The sequence below is a fragment of the Brevibacillus sp. BD137 genome, assembly GCF_041644655.1.
GTDB lineage: Bacteria > Bacillota > Bacilli > Brevibacillales > Brevibacillaceae > Brevibacillus > Brevibacillus brevis_D.
Genome location: NZ_JAOTNO010000005.1, coordinates 344,038 through 370,175, shown reverse-complemented (window position 1 = coordinate 370,175; position 26,138 = coordinate 344,038). Strand labels below are relative to the sequence as shown.

Sequence of the window (26,138 nt, the reverse complement as noted above, 5' to 3'; positions counted from 1 at the left end):
CCTCCTAGACTTTCGCTCTCAGAAAAAAGGGATACGCCAGAGCGTATCCCCATGAATCCTACTTTTTATCTTACTTGAACTTGTCTTTCAGATCACCGAACAACTCGCCCAATGTCACGCCCATTGGTTGGTTGTTTTCTTGCGTGAATTGTTGCTGTTCACGCTTGCTCGCACGTTCTGCCTGCTCCACACGGTCTTCTTCTACCGCACGGATACTGAGGCTAATGCGTTGTTCTTGTGGAACAACATCCAAAACCTTCACCTGTACCTCTTGACCCTCTTTCAACACCTCACTAGGTGTATTCACCCGACGATTTGCAATCTGGGAGATGTGTACGAGGCCTTCGATTCCAGGTGCCAGCTCAATAAATGCACCGAAGGACACCAGACGTTTTACCGTTCCATTCAAAATAGAGCCCGCTTTGAAATCTTCTGCAACGTTCGCCCATGGACCTGCTTGCGTTTCCTTGATGCTAAGGCCAATGCGCTCGTTTTCACGGTCAATTTTGAGGACCTTCACTTTTACCTTGTCGCCTTCTTTCACGACATCGGACGGTTTATCTACACGGTTCCAAGCAAGCTCAGATACGTGAACCAATCCATCAACACCACCGATATCTACGAATACGCCGAAATCGGTCATGCGCTGAACCGTTCCTTCCAATACTTGACCCACTTGGATTTTATCCATAATGGATTGCTTATGCACTTTTACTTCGTCTTCCAAAACCGCTTTGTGGGACAGGATGACTTTATTCTTTTCCTTATCCATTTCTACTACTTTCAAAGCCAATGTTTTGCCTTTGTAGTCGGAGAAATCTTCAACAAAATGACGCTCTACCATGGAAGCCGGAATGAAGCCGCGAACGCCTACATCAACAACAAGGCCGCCCTTCACTACTTCTTTCACAGCCGCTTCAATGATTTCACCCGCTTGCATTTTTTGCTCAAGATCAGACCAAGAGGATTCCATTGCTACTGCTTTCTTGGAAACAACGAGCTCTTCTTTCTCGTCGTTTAGTTTGATGACTTTCACTTCGAAAGTATCACCAACTGCTACTACATCAGATACCTTTTCAACATGCAGTGGAGACAGTTCGCTGATAGGAATCAGACCATCGTACTTGTAACCTAGATCTACAAGCGCTTGTTTGTCCTCAACTTTTGTTACGGTTGCCTTTACAACATCTCCTACGGAAATCGTTGTTGCATCCGTCAAGCTTACGTTCGTTTCTTCCATCATTCAAAAGACCTCCTTAATACCATCCAGTCCCAAACGTCTATGTACAGGTTGTGTACAACCTCACTACATGAAGCGGGAGCATGTATATTTTTAACTGTCGCCTGATGGCTGACAGTTAGTACTGATGAAGCCAGTAAGTTCCAGCAGTTTTAGTATTCGTCCCTTTAGCAATTCTATACCGTTTGCTAAGAGAGATGCTGGTTTCGTAATTGCTTGATGTGCTCCATAATCAGATCGCTTGTTTCCTTCAACGTATCAGCGCTTGATTTGGCCTCGCGTAGTTGAGTCAGATCGATCGGTTTACCGTAAACGATCTTGATGGAACGAAACGGTCGATATGGCCCGATAATGGCTACCGGAATGACCACAGCTTCTGACTTGAGAGCGAACATCGCCACACCTGGCATCGCTTCCCCTGGTTCCCCTGTTTTGCTGCGGGTTCCCTCAGGAAAGATTCCAAAGATTTTTCCATCTTCCAGCAATTTGAGAGTCGTGCGAATGGCCGCACGATCTCCTGCACCCCGTTTAACCGGAAATGCACCGAATTTGGTAATGAGAAAGGATAAGACCGGAATTTTGAACAACTCTTCTTTGGCCATGAAAAGAACCTGACGCTCGATGCCACCCCCGAGAAGAGGTGGATCCCATAAAGAAATGTGGTTGGCACAAAGGATCACTGGGCCTTCCTTAGGTATATGTTCACGCCCGATCACTTGCCAACGAAAGACAAGCGAAAAAATGATGCGAAAAAAACCTCTGAATAAACGATAGTAACTCAATGGGTTGACTCTCCCGTTCGCTCGCAGATTTGCAAGATGCGATCGACCACCTGATCAATGGTCATTCCTGTTGTGTCTACCAAAACGGCATCTTCCGCCTGACGCAACGGCGCGACTTCTCTCTGCATGTCCCGTCGATCTCGCTCTTCGATTTCTTTTTCCAGCTCAGCCAAGTCTGTCTGGGTACCTTTTGCGAGTAGTTCCTTCCAGCGGCGTTCTGCACGCTCTTGAATGGAGGCCGTCAGAAATATCTTCACGTCAGCGTCTGGCAAAACATGAGTACCGATATCTCTGCCGTCCATGACGACATTGCCTTGCGTCGCCAATCGTCGCTGGAGCACAAGCATTTGTTCACGTACAGAACCGTAGCTCGCTACAATGGAGGCGTACTGGCTCACTTCTGTGGAACGTATCCAGCTCGTGACATCGATTTCATTCCAGTATACATGTTGCTGTCCATTTTCCCGAACTAGTTGAACCTTGTTTTTTTGCAAAAGTTCGGAAACTGTAGACTCATCGCTGATAGGGAGCTGATGATGGTGGACTGCCCAAGCGAGGGCACGATACATGGCACCCGTGTCAATGTACACGTATTCCAGTTGACCCGCTACTTTTTGGGCGACAGTGCTTTTGCCTGCTCCCGCTGGTCCATCAATGGCAATGTTCATTACTTCTCACCTGCTATGTACGTTAGTTCGGATGGGAATAAAACAAGAAAAGCTTCTGTCGAAGCCCTTTCCCATTCTTTGTGTGATGAAAAAACGATTCAAGACCGTTTTCTATGTTATCTATAATAGTACCATAGTATGGAAGCATGCGCAAACCTTTAGGGCTCTCTGGACACGCCTTCCAAGCGCTCTGTTTCGATTAATACTAATCTTGCGGGTACGTACTGAATGAGGACTTCGCCTATGGTCAGTACAATCGCACATACGACAATTCCAATCATGATGCCTTTTTCTACCCGTTTGGAAAAGCTGCGAAAACGATCGTTGTACTGACTGGTCAATAGGGTCACTTCCTCTGATGAAGCGTCAATCCACAACGCCTTTTTTGCGAAGCTCTAGCTGTCTCTCGTAACACGCTCTAACCACTTTTGCTCGATCTTGCTCACTGATCTGAGTGAACTTACCTGAAATCCATTGGTGCAAACCTTTTTCTTCCGCCGGTTTTTGTCTGACGATTTCCATCACAACAAAAGCATGTTGAACCTGTCCATTTTTACTTGGAAGGGAAATCCAGACGTGCAAGTTGTCTTTTTCCTTCAAATGATAGCTTTCCTCACAGCTAAAAGACAGCCCACCACCACTGATATCTAACGTTCGTGCTAGAAAATGATAACGGCGAATCGGATCATCCAGTTTGACTGCGATGTCTACCGTGGTGTCAATTCTCAAGTAGTTTCGTCGCTGTGTGCGCACAATCTCCTCTTTAGCCGGCAGTTGCAGAAGCAGAACAGGAATGTGATTGTTTTGTCTGCCGACAATCGCAGAGCGGAATTCATAGCGTGAGCCATCCTCACCAACATACCAAACCAAGCATTCTGTCCCTGGTTGAAACACCCCAGTCCGTCCAGTGTTTTCGCTGGTCGGCAACTCGATAGAAGCTACATCCTCCTTCAAATCAGCAACACGGCTTTTGAAGGTTTGCAACTCCGTTTCTTCTGAGGAACTCGTGAAGTTTAGTCTTATTATTTGTCCTATTCGTGGAAGCATCATAAAGTAATTGTTCCTCCCCTTCCTATCACCCTTTCCATTATATACCCTTTTGTTTCGAATCAGCAAATAGGGAAAGCCGCTAAAAAACTAGCTTTCCCCCTATTTTTTTAAGACTATTGTCCTTCGTTCTGTCCCGATCCCGATCCCGTTTCCATTTTCACAACTTCTTCTTCTTCTCCATTCACGGCATTGATGTAGACCATGTACGAATTTCCTTCAAAGCTGCCTGTCATTTCCCACGCCAGCACTTCTTTTCCATCGTTTTTCCCTTCGATTAGGGCAAGTCGCTGATCCGTCACTTTTACACTCGGATTGACTTTTTTCCTTGCTTCTTCTTTCGAGAGGCGGGGCTTGGAGAGAATTCTCTTTTTGTGATTAAACAGATACTCCGTGGAATTATAGGCAGTAACCTCTCCGTTGTCCAACGCAATCTCAACGACCACCCCGTCCGGATAAATTCTGACGCCATCCTGAACTGGCACAAACGTAAAGAGTGCGTTGCGGTCGTAGCTGTCAATCTCAGAGACCTGCATATTGTCAAATCCATGGTTCTGCAAGAACACTCGACCTTTTTCTTCCGCCTGCTTCATGTCCAGCTTTTCCTCGCCAATTCCACGCTCGTTCATCATCCAAACGACTTTTCCACCCCGTTTGGTAACATCAAGGTTAATACCTGTCTTGTGCCCGTTTGGCGTGACATGTACGCTATACGCCGAGTATTCCTGCCCCTTGCCATTATCGTTTACTTCCACTTTCGCATCTCCAGGCTTCAACCCGAGAAACGATAGTGCACTCTTCTCTGCTTCCTCTTTTGTTGCTGGTTTGCCATCGATCCCTTTGATTCGCTGCTGCTTTTTCTTATCGAGACTCTGTATTCCAACGCCCCAGTCTAAATCAGGGTATTCCTGCACTTTTTTCTCAATGGTTTGGAATCCGTCGATGATGGAATTGTCCTCTTTGTTTTTATTGGAGGCCAAAGCCGTCTCGACATCCATCCATCTCAATTGTTTGTCCATCGCGACGGTTTGTACCTTGCGCAGCTCATCCTGGATTTCCTTTGCTTGGGTGTGAAGGCTCTTCAATGTCTTGTATTCACTCTGACTCAATGGCTGCTTGTCGAGGTCACGCACAGCGACGCGATAGGAAAAATCCGCGACCCTCGACAGCATTTCTTCTGTTTTGTTAAATGCCATCAAGGTCAATGGCAGTTGTCCGACATCCGCTTGTGCCGCATAGGAAAGGCGCCAAACACTCGTCAAGATAGGGGTCATTTGTCTGCGCGAGTTGACCACCAGCGATTTGCCAAGCTCATCGTGCAGCTTGTCCACATGATAAGTAAGATCATGGAAAGCCCGTTGGTATGAGTTTTCCGCTTTGATCAAGACCGAGTTCTTCTCATTATGCTCCTGATATCCCCACACGCCAGCGCCTATTAAGGCAACTAGGGCAACGGGAAATAACACGCGTGCTGTTGCTCCATATACCATCCCTTGCCACTCCTCCTTTGATTATGCATCCATTATCTGCAAAAGATATGTTTCCCGATCTTTTTCACCTGCGGCCTGGTCCAAATCCAACCGGATGTTGCTGTATCCGGATTAAAATAGTATGTGCAGCCTCCCGTCGGATCCCAGCCGTTTAGTGCATTCTTCACTGCTTTCGTCGCACTTTCATTCGGAGTAAGCCATATTTGACCATCAGCAACTGCTGTAAAAGCACGTGGTTCGAAAATCACAGCCGAGGGCGTATCAGGAAACGTAGGGCTCTTGACGCGGTTCAATATAACGGCAGCGACAGCAACTTGCCCTTCAAACGGCTCTCCTCTTGACTCCCCGTAAACAGCATTCGCCATGATTTTTAAATCATTGTCAGAGACTCGTGAAGGATGGAAGCTGGCTTTGGTTTTGACCGTCTTATCCTTTGCTGCAGGTGCAGCTATCTGCTCCTCTTGTACGGCAGCTACATTCTTTTCCTTCCAGACAGCCTTGTATCCACTCAAGCCCGCTGCCACCAACATCACCAACACACCTGCGATCCAGATTGTACGCACGGCTGAATCCTCCTTGGCATGTATTGAAATCTTTGCATAGTGTTGGTGGAGGAAGAGTGGATTATGCATGTAAATCTGGATATAGAAAAAGACCGATGCTCTTTGCATCGGCCCACATAGATTTGTCACACTTTTTTAGTTGGGATGGAAAAGATCAGGACTCATCAATCCGAAAATGCTTGTCGTTATCACACAGGCACTGCTTGAACCCTGTTTCTATTTGCCCTCCAGGTTCTCGATGACCACGCAGTGTAAACTTTTCTCCACATACATTGCATTGAATTGTCACTTTTGCTCGATCGGTTTTTAGCACGTACGTCTCCTCCTTACCGTCTATTGTGGACGTGAAGAGAGATTTTTAGAACCGAAATCGTGTGCTCTTTGTACCTTTTTTAAGCCCTGCCACCACAATACAAGCATGAATGGCACAATCACTACCAACCAGTTTTGGACCGCCAAAAAAATCAAGTTGTACAAAGCATGCAAGCCGATCGGCAAGGTAATCGACATCCATAAAAAAAGCCGTTCATGTTTGGCGTCCTTGGAAAACTTGGCCCGTCCGAGATAATAGCCCATCCACACCGCAAACAGCGCATGGCTGGATACCGGCAGAAAGGCACGCCAGATGGCGATATCTGTTCCATTGATAATGAGGTAAAACAAATTCTCCAACGTAGCAAAACCAAGTGACACCGCAACCGCATAAACAATTCCATCGTATGGCTCATCAAATTCGAAATGTTTATAAACCGTAAAATAGATGACCATCCATTTAAAAAATTCTTCCACGACAGCGGATTGGAAAACTTCCGCGACAATGCCATCCCGCCAGTTCCATTCATTCTGCATGATGTACTGTAGTACCATAATCGGTACGACCAGCAGCATACCAAAGATAAACGACCGGATGACCATTGAAATCGGCTCCGGTTCGAGACTGTCACGCAGGTAAAAGTAACTTAAGATGGCGATACCGGGGGCAACTGCCGCGCCGATCAAAGCAATCATCTTTTATTACTCCTTTACACAAGACTATCATTCATCGTACCATGAATAATGGTTGATGAAAACCCGCTACAGGAGAGAGATCATGTCAAAAAAAATTTTGGTAGTGAACACAGGCGGTACAATTGCCATGTCTGTCGATGACTCAGAAGGCGTAAAGCCATTGGATGATCAAGCAGTCAACAAAATCCTTCCTTTTTTAGAAAAACACGCGGATGTCACCATGAAAAATGTACTCAACCTACCTAGCCCTCATATGACTCCTGCGATCATGAATCAGCTGCGTCTCGATATTGAGGAAGCCTTTGAACAAGATCACTATGATGGCATTGTCATTACCCATGGGACTGATACGTTGGAGGAGACCGCATACTTCCTGGATCTGACTTTGTCGGTCAACGTCCCGATTGTCGTAACCGGCGCCATGCGCAGCAGTAATGAGCTCGGAGCTGACGGTCCAGTCAATCTCATTTCTTCCGTTCGTGCAGCCGCAGATTCCGACAGTCTGAACAAAGGGGTTATCGTTGTTTTTAATGACGAAATTCACGCGGCACGTCACGTAACGAAAACACACACGAGCAATGTCGCTACCTTCCAGTCGCCACAATACGGACCGATTGGAACCATTGCGAAAAAAAGCGTGCAATACCACCACGCTCCATTGGATCGCGAGCATTATGCCATTACCCATGCTGATGCGAATGTCCCGTTGATCAAGGCAGTTGCTGGTATGGAGCCTTCTTGGCTACAGTTTTTATTGGAGCAGCAAATTGATGGACTCGTCGTAGAGGCGTTTGGATTGGGAAATCTTCCACCCGCTATCATCCCTACCCTGCAGCAGTTACTGGACAAAGGCGTACCGATCGTCCTCGTCTCCCGCTGCTACAATGGCCAGGTGCAGGATATCTATGACTATGAAGGTGGAGGCCGCAAGCTAAAAGAGATGGGCATCATCTTCTCCAATGGCTTAAATGGGCAAAAGGCTCGTCTCAAGTTAATTGTAACGCTGCAAAAAACACGGACTTTCAAAGAGCTGCAGCTGTTGTTCGACCAGTAAATCATATGACGTAAGCCTCCTGGTTCTTCAGGAGGTTTTTTTTTCCTTAAAAATATAACTTGAACGGTGCTGTTGTGGTGGGGAGGAAACAGGAGAAAACGCTCAGATTCTAGGGCCACCCGCTGGGGGATTGACTGTACGACTCCATGCAAAAAGCGAAACCGCGTCCAAAGTTGTCCCTTCAGGATGTGTTTCAGAGGTGGACGCTTAAGAGCGTGTTTCGCTTTTTGCATTTGCGTCTCGGTCGGTGTCCCTAAGATCTTCGCTTTTTTCTCCTGTTTCCTCTACGAGCTTACCGTTTTAAACAGGTTTTAAATGCCTTAAAAGATTGAAGAGTGTTACCTGTCACGATAGAGAAGAATATTTCCAGGCGTAGCGACTTGTGAAGTCCTCCCAAGCGGAGAAGGGATTCGCGGGTAAAAGAAATGCAACCGTGCCCTCGCGACGTAGCGGCTACCACTTTTGCGTTTCCCCGCGAATCCCTTCGGAGCGGACAGTCTCAACCCCCAGCAGGACGGAGCCTGGAGCCTAGGCTGGAAATATTCTTCTCTACACTACAGCCACATCTCAAGCAGCCAATAAAAAAGGCCCCGCCAAAACGGCGGAGCCATGCTTTCTCAATATATGGAGGGTTGTTTGAAGAATTATACCCAACCGCGGAAGCGAGAAGCCTCAGCCATCTTGCGGGCACCAACCATGTAAGCAGACAGACGCATGTCAATGCGACGAGTTTGAGACATGGAGTATACATTTTCAAACGAACGAACCATTACTTTTTCCAACTTCTCTTCTACTTCTTCTTCAGACCAGTAGTAGCCTTGGTTGTTTTGTACCCACTCGAAGTAGGAAACAGTCACACCACCAGCACTAGCAAGTACGTCTGGAACCAGAAGAATTCCACGCTCGGTCAAAATCTTAGTCGCTTCCAAAGTAGTTGGGCCATTTGCCGCTTCTACTACGATTGACGCCTTGATGTTGTGAGCGTTTGCAGCTGTGATTTGGTTTTCGATTGCTGCCGGAACCAAAATGTCGCATTCCAGTTCAAGAAGCTCTTTGTTGGTAATCGTGTTGTTGAACAGTTTTGTAACTGTACCAAAGGAATCACGACGATCCAACAAGTAGTCGATATCCAAACCGTTTGGATCATGCAGCGCACCGTATGCATCAGAGATACCTACAACTTTAGCGCCTGCATCATGCATGAATTTTGCCAAGTAACTACCAGCGTTACCAAAGCCTTGTACAACTACGCGAGCACCTTTTACATCGATGTTACGACGCTTTGCTGCTTCACGGATGCAAATGGTTACACCTTTTGCAGTAGCTGTTTCGCGGCCATGGGAACCACCCAGCGCAATTGGTTTACCCGTAATGAAACCAGGCGAGTCAAATTCACGGATACGGCTATATTCGTCCATCATCCACGCCATGATCTGTGAGTTCGTAAAGACGTCCGGAGCCGGAATATCTTTAGTAGGGCCCACAAGTTGGCTGATTGCGCGAACGTAACCGCGGCTCAGTCTTTCCAGTTCGCGGAAGGACATTTCACGCGGGTCGCAAATGATACCGCCTTTACCACCGCCATATGGCAGATCGACGATACCTGCTTTGAGGCTCATCCAGATAGAAAGTGCTTTAACTTCATCCTCAGTAACTTCCGGGTGGAAACGAATGCCCCCCTTGGTCGGACCTACTGCATCGTTGTGCTGTGCACGATAGCCCGTAAATACCTTTACTTCGCCATTATCCATGCGAACCGGAATACGTACAGTCAAAACGCGTAGCGGTTCCTTCAAGAGTTCAAACATCGATTCTTGGTAACCTAGTTTCTCCAGTGCTTCCTTGATCACCGTTTGAGTTGAATGGAGCAAGTTCAATGATTCTTGCTTTTCTTTCCCTTCGGTGCTTTCGGTTACCACGTCTTGATTACCCATTACTTACCACCTCAAAAATGTTTTCGGTCAATGCCGCCTTTAGTATACACGCTTGTATCATTTATGAGAAGCTTAAAAATGTTTTTTTTCCATTTCGAAAACGTTTTCGTGCCTTGTTTTGCATAATCATTCAATTATTTACCATTCATTTTGAAATCGCTTTTACAGACACCGTTTTATACCAGTAGCTTCAAATGCACGTCCAGCCATGCTTCTATTGTCCCCAAACTTGTTTCTTTCATTACAGGATTAGTGAATTTATGCCATAATGGAAAAGGTAATGTGGAAGTTTATTCATGGAGGTGTTTTTATGAAAAAAAAATCTGTTTTGTTTATTTTTGCCCATCCCGATGACGAAACGTTTGCTTGTGGGATTTCCATTTCCAAATATAGTGAGACCAAAGTGGCCAGCACACATCTATTATGCGCAACAAAAGGGCAAGCAGGAAAAGCTGGCGAACCACCGTTATGCACACCGGAAGAACTCCCCCGCTTTCGCGAGCAGGAGCTTCGCGACGCTTGTGCCATACTTGGATTCGATCAGGTAGACGTCTGGGAATATCAGGATAAGTTCTTAAACACAGTGCCCGTAGATGAGCTCGTTACTCGTATCCACCAGGCTATTCACCAGATCCAACCGGAAATCGTCGTCACGTTTGCACCGCATGGCATCTCCGGACATCCTGACCACTTAGCGATTAGTCATGCTACCACCCAGGCTGTCCTTTCTTTAGGCCCAGAAACAAGTGTGCGAAAGCTTTATTATGCGACTCGCTCATCCGACGAAGGATTTGGTACGATGAAGCCTCCCTTTACAGATCCAATCGAGAGCATTACGACGATCATTCACGCACCTGAATATATGCCGAAAGTAGCTGATGCCTTGCGGGCACACAGAACACAGCACTTATCAGTAGAGCGCGTATTTCCAGGTGTAACAAAAGGCGAGCACGATTCTGTTCCGCCAAACAATCATTACATCTTGGCTTGGCACAGCCTTCCGAACTATACCCTTCAAGGTAAAGAGGCTGATTTTTTTGACGGCCTAGTATAATCGATACAGACAGCAACAGCACCTAGTTGGTTGACTAGGTGCTGTTTTATATTCCCAGACATTTCTTTTTTGATTACGTGAAATGCCTGCATATTTCTTTTACAGCATCGTCGGCAACGATCACTTTCCCGTATTCTTCCAACACATAAATCGTTATCGGCGTCGCTTCTCCGTACTCAGAGAGGATCGCAATTAGCTTGTGATAACGCTCTTGATCCAAGTCGACTTCCTCCAGCACCAGATGATATTTTCCCTGGTAGAAGTAGGCAGCCCCGCCATTGGTCAAAAGGGCGTTAATGCGGTGGGCGGCTTCAACCATATGCTCAAAGTCCCGGAAGGCATACATGATCAAATCGCTTTCTTCCAATGTTACCTCTAGCTCGTATACATCCTCGTCTTCGAATTCTTCCTCTTTTCCGTCCTTTGAGCCCGTCTTGCCACGCGTTACGATTACGACCATTCCCTGAGCTGGCAAGGCGAACACTTCAACTGCAACAGGCCCTGATACCTCAAACCCTAATTCGTGATAAGCCTGTTCCATCATGTCGTTGAACAGTTCATGAACTTTAGGAATGTCACGCCACATGTCTTCTTTTTCTATCCCGCGCTCTGAGAGGTCGTCAAAAGTTAAAAAGATTCGTATTTTATCTTGACCAAGGCGTTCAACACGCATGACTGTCCCTCCTCGCCATCCAGTCGTACTACAAAATATGATGGTAAGCCTGTAAGAGTTCTCCACATTCTCCGGCGAATACCTGTTGGCATTCATCCATTTTTTGATGGACTGGAAAATACGGGGTAGTCCTATCATATCACATTTAGTTACTGGAACAAAGCTACCATGACACCTACGCAGCATTCGCCTGCCGATGTCGAATCCACTCACGAAAAAAGAAACTTTGTTGTTGTCTGTCACTTCCTGCGCTTTCCCAGGAAAAGTTCCCCTTCATTGTTCTTCTGTATTTATATTTGGTTCTGCTAGTTCGGGTTCCTTCTCGTTCATAAAGGTTTGTACATGAAAAAACGCCCAGAATCAGGCGTTTTTCTACATCTCCAATTCACGCAGCCGCTTTTGAATCCAAATGGCCGCCTGTGTCCCATCTCCCATGGCAATCGACACTTGCTGAGAATGCTCATTGATATCGCCAACAGCCCAGATGTTGGGATGATCCGTTTCTTTTGTTCGCGGGTTCGTTTGGATGTGGCCTTTTTCATGAATTTGCACGGAAAAACCACGTAAAAGCTCTGTCAATGCATGCGCACCAGGAAAAGCAAGAAATGCTCTTTCTACAGACAACTGTTCACCTGAAGATAGCTCGATTTCCTGCAATTGCCCCGCCGTATGATGAAGAGCACATACTTTTTCCTCCCGATACATGATACCTCGTTTGCTCAGTTCAGAGACAGCCTGCCTATCCACCTGCATTTCTGCATGGTTAATGACTGTTAACCTGTTGGTATAATAAATAAGTTCGTCTGCCATCGAAACAGCGTGTGGGCCCGCTCCAATGATTGCCGTGGTTTTGTCAACTGTTTCATAGCCGTCACAGTCGGGACACAAGAAAATCGATATCCCTACACAATCGGAGAAGCCAGGGATGGCTGGGAACGGATCACGCATGCCGGTTGCCAAAACCAGCGTTCGCGAAGTAAGCGTATGTATGCCGCTTTTTGTACCTATCGAAAATAAGCCGCTTGGGTCGGTAGAAAGCTTGGTTACCTCATCTGTTATCAAAATTGCTCCGTATTTTTGTGCTTGCTCCTTGCCTGCATGACGCAAAAAATCGCCACTAACCCCTTCCGAAAATCCGAGGATATTTCGGTAGGCTTTGGCGATTGTTGATCGACCACCTGGCATATCAATGACTGCAACGCGTCGAAGGCATCTTGCAAGTTGAATGGCAGTTTGAAGCCCTGCAATCCCGCCGCCGACAATGACTGTATCATACTCCACTTGCCTCCACCTACTTATCCTTTTCCCGATAGCATGACCAGTGGAGCACGATCTCATTACTGAACGAGTGGAACCAAAACAACTCTTCCTTCGACGAGCCCTGCTTCTGAATGAAGCCCGTTGTATTTTGCGATTCGTCTTACGTTCGAGTTATTTCCATAGTACTTTCGGGACAGCATAAACAACGTTTCCCCCTTCTTCACCACATGCTTGACGATCTTTGATTTTGTTACAGGTGGTGTTGAAGTTGGTTTTCCCGGTGTAGCTACTTTGATAGGAGAAGTACTCGTGATCTGGTTTGTCTTGCTTACAGTTGTACCAGTCGAAGTTTTGGCTGGAACTGGGCTCACAGCTGCTGTCTGTGCGCTTGTTGTCGACTTCACCGTCGGTTCAACCGGCTTTGATTCGATCGTTTTCACTTTGTCAGGAGGGGTGGTCACATTTGCATTAGAATCAGGCGTAGGAGTGAGAACGACGGATACAGGCTCCTTTTCTCCTGCCTTACTCCCTTGCGAGGTGGTAATCGCTTTGCTAACTTCCTTCCCTTCAACATCTTTCACTTCAACACTACCAGAAGCTACTGACTCATTTGGGATATTGGCCCTGTACAACTCAAAACCAATCAACCCGAAAAAGACGAATCCAAACAAGTACAATCCCGGTTGAATCCACTTTTTAAACGAGAACGACGCTTTAGGGCGAGTATGACGGGAGCGTCGGGGTGGTAATGGATTATGCTCAAGATTCATTCTTCCTCCCCCTTTTTCTTGATTGTTTTTTGTAGATAAAATGCTAACATGACGTCAATAAGGATATGAGCCACAATCGAGGGCCAAAGCGACTGATAATGGGAAAACAAGAGCCCCAAGATCAAGCTTGTACCAAATACACTTATGATCATGAGCGGTTTTTTCAAATAACGTACGTGGATCAGTGTAAAAATAAGGCTGCTCCAAAAGTTCCCGGCAAGCGATTGAATCACTCCACGGAATAGCCATTCCTCTCCAACCCCTACTACCATACAGACGAGGATCGTGGTGGATGGTAACATGGCGCCAAAAACTTTTTCATTGATACTGTCATCATCCTGCCATCGCTTCGGCAAGTAACGATCCATCACTATACTCGCGATGATAATACCTGCGGCTACAAACACGGCCCACAGTACGGCATTCCAGCCTGGCAAAGTAAACAAGGACAGAGTAGCATCCCAGCCCAGCACTAATAAGCTACCGGCAGCAGCCACTCCCATCACGATTCCTTGTGTCAACCATAGATTCAGCCGAAGAGTGGCTTCATCCACCTCTAGCCGATCTTCCTTCACTCGATGTTTCTCTCCTTTATTTGTTCGGCAAAAGAGTGTCTAACGCCTGCCGCAAATTCCATTTGATTTGTTCATTCTTTGCGATTGTTTGGTCATTCGTTTGGAAATACGCATCCATAGTTAGGCCACAATTCTTACAGCAGTACAGATCAAATTGATGATCCTTTTCTTTGAAATACGTATTAATGCTCGCACGCAAACAGTTTTCTCCTCTTACGTAAGATACCATTTCTGCTAGCTTTTTTTGCTTAAAGCTTTTTCTCTTTTCTGTTTCCTGCCAAATGGTATGAGCCTTTGGATAGGACTCTCCCGCAGCAGCAGCTTCGTTTAAGCCCAGCACTCTTTCCGTATAAAAGGCAAGGAGAGCGCCCATCTCTTCGGATATATCCATCATCGCCAATGCCTCGTTCGTCAAAGGTACTCCAGTATTGCACAACTGCTCGTATTTTTGAACTTGCGCTTGTGTCGGGTACTCCTTCTCCAGCATGTGCTGATGAATCTGCAAATCGTCCCACGAAAATAAAAGCAGCGCATACCCGGGCTTGCCGTCACGGCCGATCCGTCCGATTTCTTGTGCGTATGCCTCTAAACTGGCTGGCATTTGATAATGGATGACGTAGCGAATATCTGGCTTGTCGATTCCCATACCAAATGCATTGGTTGCAATAATAACATCCAGCTCTCCTGCGAGAAATTGGGATTGAATCAGCATTCGCTCCATGCTGTTCATGCCCCCGTGGTAACCGTGAACGCGTTTTTTTCCTTCGAGTTGATAAGAGGCTGCCAACACATCTACTGCTTGTCGCGTGCTGCAGTAAATGATTCCAGGCCCCTGCAAACGATCGATCTGATCAAATACATACGAACGCCTGTCTGTTTCCTCCCCAACTTCAACCAGATCATAGGCGATATTTGCCCGATTGAGGGACTGCAACACAACATCTTCCTTTTTAATGGAAAATAAGTTGCAAATTTCCTCACGAACAGACGCCGTCGCAGTCGCCGTCACAGCCAGAACAGGAGGTGCACCCAATTGTTTCACGACTTCAGGCAATCGCAAGTAATCTGTGCGAAAGTCATGTCCCCATTGCGAGATACAATGCGCTTCATCAATTGCGATCAGGGACACCCTCGCTCGCTTTAACACTTGTTGGACATAGGTCTGTTGAAGCTTTTCAGGAGAAATATACAGAAGCTTGTACGCACCTTCCGAGAGCCCTTTCAAAATTTCGCGGGACTCTGTCGGATCTTGCAAGCTGTTCAAATAGGTAGCCGGAATTTTTTTTCGCGCTCGAAGCTGCTGCACCTGATCGACCATCAAGGAGATCAATGGGGAAACCACGACGGTCAGACCCGGCAAAAGCATTGCTGGCAGCTGATACGTCACTGATTTCCCACCACCTGTTGCTAATAGCCCGAGAACACTTCGTCCATGTAGTAGACGTTCAATAATAGGCTCCTGACCGGGGCGGAACGAGTCATATCCAAAATGCAGCTTTAATCTGTCGTACATGAGCTGTTTATTCATTTTGCCACCCTCGTCGCCCGTGCCAATGCCAATCGGATCTGCAAATACGTTACTGTTGCTTCCAATTGATCCTTGATGAGCCGGAGTCTGCTTGTATCGAGTCGCTCACTCGTTTCCACGATCTCTTTTGCCAGCTCATTCGGTAAATACGTTGTCATGTCCCATTCCGGACAGCGCAGGGCAATCTCTACCAAATGATCTTCTATTGTACTTTCTTTCATTTGTCGTCTCTTCGCTATTTCCTTTTTGTCACAGCCAGTCTGAAGCATTGCGTACGTTCGGGCAGCACTTTCGGTGAGACGTGGATCAAGTTTGTGGGATTCTGTAACCAGTTTTGATAAAAGAGGATAATGATTGCTCTCTGCAAGCAACGTCTGAATCGACGCGGCTAGCCCATATCGAAATTGCAGCATGAGATAGCTACGACTCGTTTGGCGAATCTCTGCTACTTGCCCCATGGTCTTGCCAACTTGTCCTACTCCTGACAGTTGACAAAACAAAAGCTCCTGCACACCTTCATCCAGGGGCTCCCATAATCGATATAGCTCGTCAGACAATTGCTGTTTCCAAGCATTTCGCAATGTCCCATCAGATAATTGATTTTTTACCCAACGCTGCGCTGGCTTGTCCGAAACGACCGGAATGAAACCGAGATCACCCTGATGCATTTGCGAGATCGTCTGCACCATAAGATGAAGTCTATTCCAAAATAGTTCGATTCGCTCCGCCAAATCAGACTGGGTAAAAGGTGCGAACCATACATCAAACCGATATTTTTGGTACATGTGTTTGGCATGCTGCAATCCTGTATCAGAAAAGGTAAAGGTCGGTTTCGAGTTTGTTCCAACTGCATCAACAGGTAAAATCCAGCCTGCCTGAAATAAAGTTGAAACTATTTTCTCCCAATCCTCTCTTGGAAAACGAGAAAACATCCGATAATACGGATAAAGGGTATACAAATGCACATCTTGCAGTGTCTGATTGGCTTTTCTGCCACGCAGTATGTAGTAGGCTGATTGCAGCGTTCGTTCATTGGCCAGAGGTAACATGGCATTCAAGGCGACCGCACATAAGAGGTCCTGCTCCTCTGCCGCACTGTTCCGACTGTTCATTGGTACTCCTTACATCATTCTATATTTTTCAAAGCTCAAAGTAAGCGAAGTAAACTGCATCATTGTATTTGGAGGATAGTATGACAAAACGATTGAAAAGAACTGAATTTATGATGGCGTACATGATCATCATAACACTTGCATGCACAGTTGGTGGATTTTTTTTCGGGGCCCATTATATGAAGACACAATTGGAGTCGGAACAAGCCGCCGTACTCGAAGCTGAGAAAAAGGAAGCCGAAAAAGAAAAAATGCTACGTGAGCAAAAGCTGTACAACGAACAGGACTTTATCCGATTTTACTATGCCGTTTATGCACCGCTGCTTGATCTGAAGCAAGCACATTTTGATACAATGGATAAGTGGAATCAAATGAACGAAAGTGAACGGACCGAAGGCTTGAAGCATCTTAGCAGTTTAGCTGACCAGACAAGGAAAGAGCTGGAGAAAAACGTTCCCTTGCCGACGTCACCCATGCTGAGACAAGCTCACGCCACCTTTACGAACAGTGTACGGGCGTATTTGGATAGTATGGAGCAGATTCGTTCCGATCAAAATAAGGCTACGACTGCTTCCATTGGAGCTAGCCTGACGCTTTTCCAAAATAACTGGCTAACCGCACAGGAAATGGTGTATCACTCCATCGCGTCTTGGGAATCGGCTTATGTGGTGAAGCAAGGCATGCCGAAGCAATTGCCTGGAACCGTTAACACCGCACAGTGGAAGCAGTATCCGTTCCATTACCGCACCTATCTCGCAGCTGTCGCCATGTCAAAAAGCAATCAATGGAGCAGCTATAGTCCTGAAGACTTGACTGCAAGACTTGATTTGCTCATTGCATCCAACGAAGTTCAGGCACTAGGAATCAAGGATTTAGCCGCTGCCGTGAAGATTTTGAACGCGACAGATGCAGTATCTGCGGGAGATTTTAAACGCTTGAATACACAGCTCTACTCCGTGCTAAGGGCACCTGAAATCCCTCTTTATAAGTAGTCGTACATTTTTAGACTGATTCAATCTTGAAATCTTGTCACCAAGAGCATACAATGATCTATGATAGTGGACGTACCACTTCGGTATGGGAGGTGAAACCACGATGACTACATGGGTAGATAAAGATACTTGTATTGCTTGCGGTGCTTGTGGCGCCACGGCTCCTGACGTCTTTGATTACGACGATGAGGGCCTTGCGTTCAACAAGTTGGATGACAATGCGAACAGCGTTGAAATCCCGGATATCCTGCATGACGATGTTCGTGATGCTGCTGAAGGATGCCCGACCGACTCTATTAAAGTGGAATAGTATTCCATCTACTAATGGAAGAAACCTCTTACGTACTTCGGTATGTAAGAGGTTTTTCATTATGCCCTCCTCTCCTCCATTGAACAAATGATCGACAACTTCCCGTTCTTTCTTTTGTAATTTTTCGATAAGATAATAGCAACAGCAAAATCCGAACATTAAAATGCGTTTTTTCCATTTTTTGTGATGTAAACATCTTAACGTTCGTGTTTTGGTCGTTTTTGTAGTGTTTCCAGCATGAAACTGAGTATTATTCACGAACGATAACCGATATAAAATAATTAATGTTCATTTTTTCTCGTTTTTCTTCTTGACGGTGTTATTTTGACGTGATATCGTAAGTACAAATCTTACGAAACACCTTATAAAACAACAGCGATGACGAAGAAACGCTGTGATTGAGAAATCCCCAGAGAGCCGATGGTTGCTGCGAATCGGCGATTTCTCCCACGGTTAAGCACTTCTGAGCTGCTGCGTTGAAAATGGATTCACCATCCAAGTAGACGCAAACGGTAGAACCGTTATCTCTTTTAGGTCATGTACCTACCAAGGCTCTTTTTTGAGAAAAAAGGAGCGAATGAGGGTGGCACCGCGAAGCAAAGCCTCTCGTCCCTCACTGTTCTGTAATAGGAGCAGTGTGAGAACGGGAGGTTTTTTTGATATGCACTTATTTAGGAGGAGAGAACCATGTTTGCAGACAAAATGATCTTGAGAATCCCTGGCCCTACCCCTATTCCACCACGGGTCCAAAATGCGATGAACCAACCGATGATTGGACACCGCAGCGGCAAATTTTCCGCTCTTTTCGCCCGTACTGCTGAAAGACTGAAGCCTTACTTTGGCACCAAGCAGGACGTATACATCTTGGCAGGTAGCGGAACGAGTGCGCTGGAGATGGGCGTCGTAAACACGCTTCAACCAGGCGATGAAGCTGCCGTCCTCGTCAGCGGTGCATTTGGTGAGCGCTTTGCAAAAATTTGCGAGCGTTACGGTATCATCGCCCATCGCGTGGAAGTACCTTGGGGCGAGGCGGTTACACCTGGGCTGATTGAAACATTCCTGCAAAAAAAGCCACAAATAAAAGCCGTATTTGCTACGTACTGTGAAACATCCACTGGGGTAGAAAATCCGATTGCTGACTTGGCGAAAGCAATCCGCACTCATTCGGACGCCCTCTTCATTGTGGATGCAGTAAGTAACCTTGGTGCGGTTCCATGCGAAATGGACGCTTGGGGTGTCGATATCGTAGTAACTGGCTCGCAAAAAGCTTTCATGTTGCCAACAGGCCTTGCCTTTCTCGCTGCGAGTGAACGCGCATGGCAAGTGATTGAGCAAAACAAATCGCTCGCCTTCTATTTGGACCTGAAAGCATACCGCAAGAGCTTGGCCGAGCAAACAACACCGTATACGCCTGCTGTATCCCTCATTTTCGGTCTCGCCGAGGTATTGGATATCATGGAGGAAGAAGGCTTGCCAGCTATCGTAAAGCGCCATGAACTAATGAGAGACATGACTCGCGCAGCGATGAGGGCATTAAACATAAAACTGATGGCAGAAGATCAGTACGCATCTACGACCGTTACTTCTTGCGATCCTGAGGGTACCTTTCATGCAGAAGCTCTCCGCAAAATGTTAACGCAGCAATTCAATATCACGATTGCTGGCGGCCAGCAGCACCTGAAAGGCAAGATCTTCCGCATCGGGCACATGGGTTATTGTGAGCCATTGGATGTCCTGCAAGTCATTTCTGCGATTGAATTGTCGCTTCACCAAATCGGTGCTCCAGTTGAACTGGGTGCTGGTGTAAAAGCTGCTCAGGAGGTGCTCATCGCACATGTATAAAGTACTCATTACTGATCCACTTAGCGAATTTGGAATTCAACAGCTCTTGGACGCTTCTGATGTAGAAGTGGTTCGTCAAACAAACCTCTCCCCTGCCGAACTGATCGATGTGATTGGCGACTACGATGCACTCCTCGTACGCAGCCAAACCCAAGTAACAGCAGAAGTACTTTCCGCCGGCAAAAGGCTGAAGGCTGTCGGTCGCGCGGGTGTTGGGGTCGATAACATTGATATCAACGCTGCCACCCAAGCAGGTATTCCGGTCATCAACGCTCCGGACGGCAACACCATCTCCACCGCAGAGCATTCGTTTGCCATGCTGATGGCTGTTGCTCGTAACATCCCTCAAGCTCACAAGAAGCTAGTAGACGGTACATGGGATCGCAAAAGCTTCCAAGGGGTTGAGTTGAACAACAAAGTACTCGGAGTCATCGGTATGGGCCGTATCGGTTCTGAGGTTGCGAAGCGTGCGAAAGCATTTGGCATGACCGTCATGGGCTTCGATCCTTTCATGACCGAGGAACGTGCGCAAAAAATGGGTGTAACTAACGCAACTGTGGATGAAATTTGCCGCAATGCAGATTTCATTACCGTCCATACTCCGCTGACAAAAGAAACCCGCCACATCATCAGCACGCGTGAATTCGCGAAAATGAAAGATGGCGTTCGCTTGATCAACTGCGCTCGCGGAGGAATCATTGACGAGAAGGCTCTCTACGAGGCGATTACCGCTGGAAAAGTCGCGGGGGCAGCTCTGGACGTTTTCGAAGAAGAACCACCTGTAGACAACCCTCTCGTCGGTCTGCCTCAAGTGGTAACGACTCCACATCTGGGAGCTTCGACCATTGAAGCACAGGAAAACGTGGCCGTAGACGTATCGGAAGAAATCCTGAAGGTTCTTCGTAACGAGCCATTCAAAAATGCCGTGAATTTGCCTTCGATTCCTGCGCACGTGATGGAAAAAGTCCAACCGTACTTTACGTTGGGTGAAAAGCTGGGCCATTTCCTTGCCCAAGTGACAGTAGGTTCCATTTCGGAAATTTCCATTAAATATAGCGGCGAATTGACGGATGTAGACACGTCTCCGCTGACTCGCACTGTCCTCAAAGGTGTACTGTCCTTCCGTCTAGGAGAGGTAGTCAACTATGTGAACGCCCCGATTCTAGCAAAAGTCCGTGACATCACCGTAACGGAGCAAAAGACAGCACAAAACAAGGGCTTTACGAACTTACTGACTGTTAGCTTAAAAACGACGCAAGAGACACGCACAGTGGCTGGAACGCGACTCAATGGTTACGGTGCACGTATTGTGAAAATTGACGACTTTGCGATTGACGTAGCGCCTGAGGGCTATCTGCTCTACATTCACCATAATGACCGTCCAGGTGTGATCGGACGTGTCGGTTCCATCTTGGGTGAAAACAGCGTGAACATCGCAACGATGCAGGTAGGACGCCGTGATATTGGTGGAGACGCGATCATGATGCTCTCTGTCGACAAACCATTGACGCCGGAGCTTCTCGATACGATGGGTGAGCTGGCGGAAGTGAAAAGCGTTACACAAATCGAGCTGTAGGTTCTCCCTTCCACAGAGAATAGACCTGGCCTTCTGCCGGGTCTTTTTCTTTACCCTGATTTTGGTTAGAGCTATAATGGGACAAGATAATTCTACACACCTAGGAAGGAGCTTCTTATGACGAATCAGGCATTATTCGCTATTGGTATCTTTTTAGTTACCTATGCATTTATTATTAGCGAAAAGTTGCATCGAACCATTGTCGCCATGTCCGGCGGAATTCTCATGGTCTTGTTCGGGATCGTTACACAGGAACAAGCAATTCACCATATCGACTTCAACACGCTCGGCCTACTGATTGGGATGATGATCTTGGTTGCCATTACGGCGCAGACCGGTGTTTTCAAGTATGTAGCCATCCGTGCAGCAAAGGTCGCAAAGGGCAAACCGATTCGTATCCTCGTCTACCTGAGCTTGATCACGGCCATTGCCTCCGCCTTTTTGGACAACGTTACTACTGTACTTCTCATCGTACCTGTGACGTTTAGCATCGCGCGCCAGCTCCAGCTTAATCCGATTCCTTTTTTAATCAGTGAAATTATCGCCTCCAATGCTGGAGGAACTGCTACGTTGATCGGTGATCCACCGAATATCATGATTGGCAGTTCTGTGCCGGAGCTTGATTTTATGAAGTTTCTCGTGAATTTGAGTCCAATTATCATCGTGATTATGGCTGTCACCGTTGTTTGCTTGGTGCTCATATACCGTAAGCAGTTAGTAACATCACCTGAGTTGAGTGCAAAAATCATGCAGTTAAATGAGCGTGATGAGATTACCGACAGCCGTTTACTGAAAAAGTCCTTAACCGTCATGGCGCTAACGATTTTAGGCTTCATGCTGCACGGAGCGCTTCATTTAGAATCGGCCACGATCGCTCTGACAGGTGCTTTTCTCTTACTTCTGCTAACAGGAGAACACTATCTAGAAGATGCGATAAGCAAAGTGGAATGGAATACGATCTTTTTCTTCATTGGTCTATTTGTTCTCGTCTCCGGTTTAGTTGAAACTGGTGTGATTGCAAAACTCGCCAATGAAGCGATGAAACTGACAGGTGGAGATTCAATGAAAACCTCCCTGTTAATTCTCTGGTTGAGCGCAATCGCCTCTGCCTTCGTTGACAACATCCCATTCGTTGCCACCATGATTCCGATGATCAAGGAAATGGGCTCCCTCGGGATCACCAATTTGGAGCCGCTTTGGTGGAGCCTTGCACTCGGGGCGTGTTTAGGTGGTAACGGTACTTTAATTGGGGCTAGTGCCAACGTGATTGTTGCTGGCTTGGCTGCAAAGGAAGGACATCACATCGGCTTTTTCAGCTTTATGAAGATCGCCTTCCCGTTAATGATCCTGTCTATCTTGATTGCTCATGTCTACGTTTATCTACGCTATTTTATTTGGTGAGGAGGAATCACTCTTGTTCCATTACACCTATAATCAAGAGGAAATCGAGATCAAGGAACAAATTTCACAGCAAGATGCTACCTACCAAATTGTCGTAAAATCTGAGTCCATGCGAGCTCGTGTCAAAGAAGTTCGTCGTTATTTTGAAGGGAACAAAGACTATACAGATGTCCTGTTTTTTTCACGAGAGGATGGATCCTTCGAAGTAATCGTCCGTCTCAACATGATTGAATCCTTTTTGATTCATGCCTTTCGCTTCAAATGCTTGCAATCGATTAGTTGGGAATAAAAAAACTCCGCCGTTTCTACATACGGCGGAGTTTTTTATCTACAGAATGGAAAGGATATCGCGCACATCATCGAGAATAAAATCTGCTTTTTCCTCTTCAAACTTGCTGCGCGCATCTTGACCAGACAGTCCAGTCAATGTCGCTGCAAACTTGCAACCGATTGAGCGAGCCGCTAGAAAATCAGCGAGTGAATCGCCGACGATCAGCACCTCTTCTCCATTTTCGATTGGTAATGAAAAATGGACAGCATCACTAATCGGTGCATCGAGTCCGAGCAACCCTTTTACATAGCAATAAGGGTGTGGCTTGGACATCGGCGCAAAGCTAGGAAATGCTTCTTCCGCATCGAGTACGTGAGAGGCAGTTACGACACGGTTCGGGTCAAACCATTCCAGTATGTTCATCTCACTAAGGGGAACATGCGTCTCAATGGTAGGACGCCCGGTTCCAATCCCCAGTGTGTATCCTTTTTCTTGTAACGTGCGGAACAACTCGACCATTTCTGCAGGTGGTACAATCGGAATCTCGTCTGCCAAGAAGCCCTTCTTGCCTGGCTGCATGGTTTCACGCCCAATCGATGCCGCCACACGTTCGTCACCGAGATACCATTCTTGAAACGTCTTTTGAATCAACTGCCATAGATCACTATTGCGAGAGAACATTTCTGTTGCAATACCGCAACGCTCTTTTGCAATCTGATTCAAGTAGAGCAGCATTTCTGCTTTTTGTGCAGAACCTTTGGCAAAATCAGCGGTGAAAGCTGCGTAGTCTACTTGGAAATCAGGCGCATAAGTGGCAGCCCACTCTTTCACTTTTGCCAGTTGCGGTCGATCAATTTGTTCGACAAGAAGGCTCGTTGCTTCTGGAACTTGCGTTTTAACCACTTCAATCAAACGAATCAACTGATAGGAAAACGCGAGGAAAACCATGTCCCAGTTGGAGTTGATTCCACGTGACTTGATAAAGTTTAGCACTTCATCATGAGCGAAAACTTGCTCGCGCACTCGTCTGATTTGCGCTTCTTCAGGAGAAGCACTGAATTCCTCGCCTGCAAGCCCTACATACTGCGGGCTATACAAAAATTCCCACACTGTCAATGCAGAAGCATCAAAGTATCGCTCTTCACTCAACATAACCCCGTCAACATCAAATAAGATCGTTTTGATCATTTCTCTCTACACTCCTATTTGTTTTTATGCATTATCAAGGCGATTGTAAAAGTCGTTCCCTCACCCAGTTTACTTTGCACACTAATGGTGCCCCCATGTGCCTCGACTAGGTTTTTCGCAATGGCTAGTCCAAGACCAGTCCCACCAAGTCGTCCACGTGTACGAGCCTTGTCAGCTTTATAGAATCGCTCAAAAACAAACGGCAAATCTTCTTGCGGAATACCACTGCCTGTATCGCTGATCTCAACCAGCAATGTTTTATCCCCGCGAGCCCGAATGGTGACGCTTCCCCCACTTGGCGTATGTCGCAGCGCATTATCAATCAAGTTCGTTAGCACTTGCTCCATACGATCAGGATCAATGAGCACATGAGTATACGTCGTCGATATTTCAAGGAAGAGATGGATTTCGCGTTCTCTCGCCAGATTGGTGAATTTACGTTGAATGCGCTCCAAATATGGGCGCAACTCCATCGTCTCCTGGAACAATTCAACATGACCTGCTTCCATCCGGGCCAGGCTAAGCAATTCATTCACCAGCTTGGTCATGCGCGCTGACTCGTCATAGATAATCTGCGCCAATTCTTTATGCTCTTCCGGTGTCGCTACGATATCATCCACAATCGCTTCACTGTACCCTTGCAGCATGGATAGAGGTGTTCGCAGCTCATGGGATACGTTCGCCACGAAATCATTACGCATCTTATCCAGCTTACGCTCCTGCGTGATGTCTCGAAGAACAGCAACCGCTCCACGGATTTGATCCTTATCGTTCAAAGGTACCATGACAACAGACCATATCCGCCCTTGAACAGGGATATCCTCTGTCACTTCCTGTCCGGTTTGCAAAACCTGCTGATAGAACGGGAACAGCGGCACAGGCTCATCCGAATGCTCGAAATCCCAATCTCGCAAAAATCGTTCCGCTGGCGGATTCGTCACAGCCAGCTTACCGTTCGCATCTATCATCACAACACCATCTACCATGCTTCTAAGAACGCTTGCCAGCTGCTCCTTCTCTTTGGACAGTGCATCGACTAACTGATTGAGCTTGCTTGCCATCGTGTTAAACGACGCCGCCAGTTCACCAGTCTCGTCTTGGGTCCTGATCGGGATTTCAGCATGAAAGTCCCCTTCCGCAATGCGATGCGCCGTTTCTTTCATCTGACGTAATGGAGTCGCAATACGCGATGAGAGGAAAAAGGCGAATACAGTGGTAGAGACAAATCCGATGACGCCAACCACAAAGATTAAAAATCTGACTTCCCTAACCGTATCATCAAAATCTTCAATCGCCTGATACATGACCACTGCGCCCGTTTTCCCTGCTGCCATTTCTAAAGGAACCGCAACCGCAAGAAGTTCATGCTTGTTATTTGTACGGTCAGCGGATTTATTCACTTCAATATATATCGTTTTGGTTGCCGGATGCTTGCCTGCCAGCGCATCAGTCAAACCCAATGCAGGATTTTGGAGCAAAAGGTCTATTGGAATACGCGGAAGCCCAGCCCCTTCGCTCATACTGACTTGCTTTCCTTTTTCATCTAGAATGACCATGCCCGTATGATGGACCAAGCCAAACCTGGAAGCCATCTCCATAGCGGCTGTCATATCTGGACTTTGCGCCAAACCGACTGCGATACCGTCTGCCAGATCATGCAAATTCTTGGACTGCCGATTGCTATAAAAGCTGTCAAAGGATTGAACGAGCAACAAACTGAAGATCGTCAAGACGAGAGCAAATAATGCAATAATCGTCATCCATAGCTTTCCGACTACACTGCGAAAAATAACGTCCACT

The 26,138-nt window shown here is 46.7% G+C and carries 26 protein-coding genes and 1 other annotated feature; of the genes, 8 read left to right on the top strand and 18 right to left on the bottom strand.

The annotated features are described in order from the left end of the window. Window positions 1-70: 70 nt before the first annotated feature. From rpsA to prsW, 9 genes are all read right to left on the bottom strand, one after another. Window positions 71-1,243, bottom strand: coding sequence for a 30S ribosomal protein S1 (rpsA, locus tag ODZ53_RS14460; RefSeq protein ID WP_372677851.1), 1,173 nt, complete (start codon window positions 1,241-1,243; stop codon window positions 71-73). Between the two features lie 185 nt (window positions 1,244-1,428). Continuing rightward, the gene (locus tag ODZ53_RS14455) at window positions 1,429-2,022 is read right to left on the bottom strand and encodes a lysophospholipid acyltransferase family protein (protein ID WP_012686129.1); all 594 of its coding nucleotides are present in this window, start codon (window positions 2,020-2,022) and stop codon (window positions 1,429-1,431) included. Beyond that, entirely contained in the window at window positions 2,019-2,690 is a 672-nt protein-coding gene (cmk, locus tag ODZ53_RS14450; RefSeq protein ID WP_012686128.1) for a (d)CMP kinase, read from the bottom strand. The genes ODZ53_RS14455 and cmk overlap by 4 nt, the downstream gene beginning before the upstream one ends. A 158-nt stretch (window positions 2,691-2,848) precedes the next feature. Then, complete coding sequence (locus ODZ53_RS14445; protein ID WP_229088044.1) at window positions 2,849-3,040, bottom strand: hypothetical protein; 192 nt, start codon at window positions 3,038-3,040, stop codon at window positions 2,849-2,851. A gap of 16 nt (window positions 3,041-3,056) precedes the next feature. Next, a complete protein-coding gene (locus ODZ53_RS14440) occupies window positions 3,057-3,737 on the bottom strand; it encodes a flagellar brake protein (protein ID WP_372677968.1) in 681 nt (226 codons plus the stop codon). Between the two features lie 116 nt (window positions 3,738-3,853). Continuing rightward, complete coding sequence (ypeB, locus tag ODZ53_RS14435) at window positions 3,854-5,227, bottom strand: germination protein YpeB (protein ID WP_199927084.1); 1,374 nt, start codon at window positions 5,225-5,227, stop codon at window positions 3,854-3,856. A gap of 32 nt (window positions 5,228-5,259) precedes the next feature. Continuing rightward, a complete protein-coding gene (locus tag ODZ53_RS14430; protein ID WP_188068036.1) occupies window positions 5,260-5,919 on the bottom strand; it encodes a cell wall hydrolase in 660 nt (219 codons plus the stop codon). Between the two features lie 25 nt (window positions 5,920-5,944). Then, window positions 5,945-6,103: a hypothetical protein gene (locus ODZ53_RS14425; RefSeq protein ID WP_012686124.1), complete on the bottom strand. Its 159-nt coding sequence runs from the start codon at window positions 6,101-6,103 to the stop codon at window positions 5,945-5,947. Window positions 6,104-6,123: 20 nt separating this feature from the next. Next, a complete protein-coding gene (gene prsW, locus ODZ53_RS14420; protein ID WP_012686123.1) occupies window positions 6,124-6,798 on the bottom strand; it encodes a glutamic-type intramembrane protease PrsW in 675 nt (224 codons plus the stop codon). Window positions 6,799-6,880: 82 nt separating this feature from the next. On the opposite strand from prsW, the gene ODZ53_RS14415 reads away from it, so the two are divergent. Continuing rightward, the gene (locus ODZ53_RS14415) at window positions 6,881-7,852 is read left to right on the top strand and encodes an asparaginase (protein ID WP_016740002.1); all 972 of its coding nucleotides are present in this window, start codon (window positions 6,881-6,883) and stop codon (window positions 7,850-7,852) included. Between the two features lie 644 nt (window positions 7,853-8,496). On the opposite strand, the gene ODZ53_RS14410 is transcribed toward ODZ53_RS14415, so the two are convergent. Then, on the bottom strand, window positions 8,497-9,786 hold the full coding sequence (locus ODZ53_RS14410) for a Glu/Leu/Phe/Val family dehydrogenase (protein ID WP_007723992.1): 1,290 nt from the start codon (window positions 9,784-9,786) through the stop codon (window positions 8,497-8,499). A gap of 310 nt (window positions 9,787-10,096) precedes the next feature. Between ODZ53_RS14410 and ODZ53_RS14405 the strand changes: the two genes are divergently transcribed. Then, a complete protein-coding gene (locus ODZ53_RS14405; protein WP_372677846.1) occupies window positions 10,097-10,840 on the top strand; it encodes a PIG-L deacetylase family protein in 744 nt (247 codons plus the stop codon). 73 nt (window positions 10,841-10,913) lie between these two features. On the opposite strand, the gene ODZ53_RS14400 is transcribed toward ODZ53_RS14405, so the two are convergent. The 6 genes from ODZ53_RS14400 to ODZ53_RS14375 all read right to left on the bottom strand — a co-directional run bounded on the left by ODZ53_RS14400 (window position 10,914) and on the right by ODZ53_RS14375 (window position 16,758). Beyond that, entirely contained in the window at window positions 10,914-11,513 is a 600-nt protein-coding gene (locus ODZ53_RS14400) for a genetic competence negative regulator (protein ID WP_007723994.1), read from the bottom strand. A gap of 372 nt (window positions 11,514-11,885) precedes the next feature. Further along, a complete protein-coding gene (locus ODZ53_RS14395; RefSeq protein ID WP_372677844.1) occupies window positions 11,886-12,794 on the bottom strand; it encodes an NAD(P)/FAD-dependent oxidoreductase in 909 nt (302 codons plus the stop codon). 56 nt (window positions 12,795-12,850) lie between these two features. Beyond that, complete coding sequence (locus ODZ53_RS14390; RefSeq protein ID WP_372677842.1) at window positions 12,851-13,543, bottom strand: LysM peptidoglycan-binding domain-containing protein; 693 nt, start codon at window positions 13,541-13,543, stop codon at window positions 12,851-12,853. Further along, a complete protein-coding gene (locus ODZ53_RS14385; RefSeq protein WP_199927089.1) occupies window positions 13,540-14,118 on the bottom strand; it encodes a CPBP family intramembrane glutamic endopeptidase in 579 nt (192 codons plus the stop codon). The genes ODZ53_RS14390 and ODZ53_RS14385 overlap by 4 nt, the downstream gene beginning before the upstream one ends. 16 nt (window positions 14,119-14,134) lie before the next feature. Further along, the gene (locus tag ODZ53_RS14380) at window positions 14,135-15,646 is read right to left on the bottom strand and encodes a RecQ family ATP-dependent DNA helicase (protein ID WP_372677840.1); all 1,512 of its coding nucleotides are present in this window, start codon (window positions 15,644-15,646) and stop codon (window positions 14,135-14,137) included. Further along, on the bottom strand, window positions 15,643-16,758 hold the full coding sequence (locus ODZ53_RS14375; RefSeq protein ID WP_372677838.1) for a YpbB family protein: 1,116 nt from the start codon (window positions 16,756-16,758) through the stop codon (window positions 15,643-15,645). Before ODZ53_RS14375 ends, ODZ53_RS14380 begins: the two co-directional genes overlap by 4 nt. Window positions 16,759-16,838: 80 nt before the next feature. On the opposite strand from ODZ53_RS14375, the gene ODZ53_RS14370 reads away from it, so the two are divergent. From ODZ53_RS14370 to ODZ53_RS14345, 6 genes are all read left to right on the top strand, one after another. Continuing rightward, window positions 16,839-17,750, top strand: a complete 912-nt coding sequence (locus tag ODZ53_RS14370; protein WP_372677836.1) for a hypothetical protein — start codon at window positions 16,839-16,841, stop codon at window positions 17,748-17,750. Window positions 17,751-17,853: 103 nt separating this feature from the next. After that, the gene (locus tag ODZ53_RS14365) at window positions 17,854-18,060 is read left to right on the top strand and encodes a ferredoxin (protein WP_007724004.1); all 207 of its coding nucleotides are present in this window, start codon (window positions 17,854-17,856) and stop codon (window positions 18,058-18,060) included. Between the two features lie 369 nt (window positions 18,061-18,429). Beyond that, window positions 18,430-18,677, top strand: a binding site (T-box leader). Window positions 18,678-18,747: 70 nt separating this feature from the next. Further along, window positions 18,748-19,902 carry a pyridoxal-phosphate-dependent aminotransferase family protein gene (locus ODZ53_RS14360; protein WP_372677834.1) on the top strand — a complete coding sequence of 385 codons (1,155 nt, stop codon included), beginning with the start codon at window positions 18,748-18,750 and terminating at the stop codon, window positions 19,900-19,902. Continuing rightward, entirely contained in the window at window positions 19,895-21,478 is a 1,584-nt protein-coding gene (gene serA, locus ODZ53_RS14355) for a phosphoglycerate dehydrogenase (RefSeq protein ID WP_372677832.1), read from the top strand. Before ODZ53_RS14360 ends, serA begins: the two co-directional genes overlap by 8 nt. A 117-nt stretch (window positions 21,479-21,595) precedes the next feature. Continuing rightward, window positions 21,596-22,879 (top strand): ArsB/NhaD family transporter, encoded by a 1,284-nt coding sequence (locus ODZ53_RS14350; protein WP_372677830.1) that lies wholly within the window; start codon window positions 21,596-21,598, stop codon window positions 22,877-22,879. Window positions 22,880-22,892: 13 nt separating this feature from the next. Further along, window positions 22,893-23,168: a hypothetical protein gene (locus tag ODZ53_RS14345; protein WP_372677828.1), complete on the top strand. Its 276-nt coding sequence runs from the start codon at window positions 22,893-22,895 to the stop codon at window positions 23,166-23,168. 39 nt (window positions 23,169-23,207) lie between these two features. On the opposite strand, the gene ODZ53_RS14340 is transcribed toward ODZ53_RS14345, so the two are convergent. Next, on the bottom strand, window positions 23,208-24,338 hold the full coding sequence (locus ODZ53_RS14340; protein WP_372677826.1) for an HAD family hydrolase: 1,131 nt from the start codon (window positions 24,336-24,338) through the stop codon (window positions 23,208-23,210). A gap of 14 nt (window positions 24,339-24,352) precedes the next feature. Further along, on the bottom strand, window positions 24,353-26,137 hold the full coding sequence (locus tag ODZ53_RS14335; protein WP_199927097.1) for an ATP-binding protein: 1,785 nt from the start codon (window positions 26,135-26,137) through the stop codon (window positions 24,353-24,355). Window position 26,138: the final 1 nt, after the last annotated feature.

Bases quoted from the DNA above. Each gene is read 5' to 3' on its own strand.
- ODZ53_RS14350 (WP_372677830.1), top strand. From the start codon at position 21,596: ATGACGAATCAGGCATTATTCGCTATTGGTATCTTTTTAGTTACCTAT.
- serA (WP_372677832.1), top strand. From the start codon at position 19,895: ATGTATAAAGTACTCATTACTGATCCACTTAGCGAATTTGGAATTCAA.
- ODZ53_RS14415 (WP_016740002.1), top strand. From the start codon at position 6,881: ATGTCAAAAAAAATTTTGGTAGTGAACACAGGCGGTACAATTGCCATG.
- ODZ53_RS14360 (WP_372677834.1), top strand. From the start codon at position 18,748: ATGTTTGCAGACAAAATGATCTTGAGAATCCCTGGCCCTACCCCTATT.
- ODZ53_RS14390 (WP_372677842.1), bottom strand. From the start codon at position 13,543: ATGAATCTTGAGCATAATCCATTACCACCCCGACGCTCCCGTCATACT.
- ODZ53_RS14400 (WP_007723994.1), bottom strand. From the start codon at position 11,513: ATGCGTGTTGAACGCCTTGGTCAAGATAAAATACGAATCTTTTTAACT.
- ODZ53_RS14440 (WP_372677968.1), bottom strand. From the start codon at position 3,737: ATGCTTCCACGAATAGGACAAATAATAAGACTAAACTTCACGAGTTCC.
- ODZ53_RS14365 (WP_007724004.1), top strand. From the start codon at position 17,854: ATGACTACATGGGTAGATAAAGATACTTGTATTGCTTGCGGTGCTTGT.
- ODZ53_RS14340 (WP_372677826.1), bottom strand. From the start codon at position 24,338: ATGATCAAAACGATCTTATTTGATGTTGACGGGGTTATGTTGAGTGAA.
- cmk (WP_012686128.1), bottom strand. From the start codon at position 2,690: ATGAACATTGCCATTGATGGACCAGCGGGAGCAGGCAAAAGCACTGTC.
- ODZ53_RS14380 (WP_372677840.1), bottom strand. From the start codon at position 15,646: ATGAATAAACAGCTCATGTACGACAGATTAAAGCTGCATTTTGGATAT.
- prsW (WP_012686123.1), bottom strand. From the start codon at position 6,798: ATGATTGCTTTGATCGGCGCGGCAGTTGCCCCCGGTATCGCCATCTTA.
- ODZ53_RS14370 (WP_372677836.1), top strand. From the start codon at position 16,839: ATGACAAAACGATTGAAAAGAACTGAATTTATGATGGCGTACATGATC.
- ODZ53_RS14375 (WP_372677838.1), bottom strand. From the start codon at position 16,758: ATGAACAGTCGGAACAGTGCGGCAGAGGAGCAGGACCTCTTATGTGCG.
- rpsA (WP_372677851.1), bottom strand. From the start codon at position 1,243: ATGATGGAAGAAACGAACGTAAGCTTGACGGATGCAACAACGATTTCC.
- ODZ53_RS14410 (WP_007723992.1), bottom strand. From the start codon at position 9,786: ATGGGTAATCAAGACGTGGTAACCGAAAGCACCGAAGGGAAAGAAAAG.
- ypeB (WP_199927084.1), bottom strand. From the start codon at position 5,227: ATGGTATATGGAGCAACAGCACGCGTGTTATTTCCCGTTGCCCTAGTT.
- ODZ53_RS14405 (WP_372677846.1), top strand. From the start codon at position 10,097: ATGAAAAAAAAATCTGTTTTGTTTATTTTTGCCCATCCCGATGACGAA.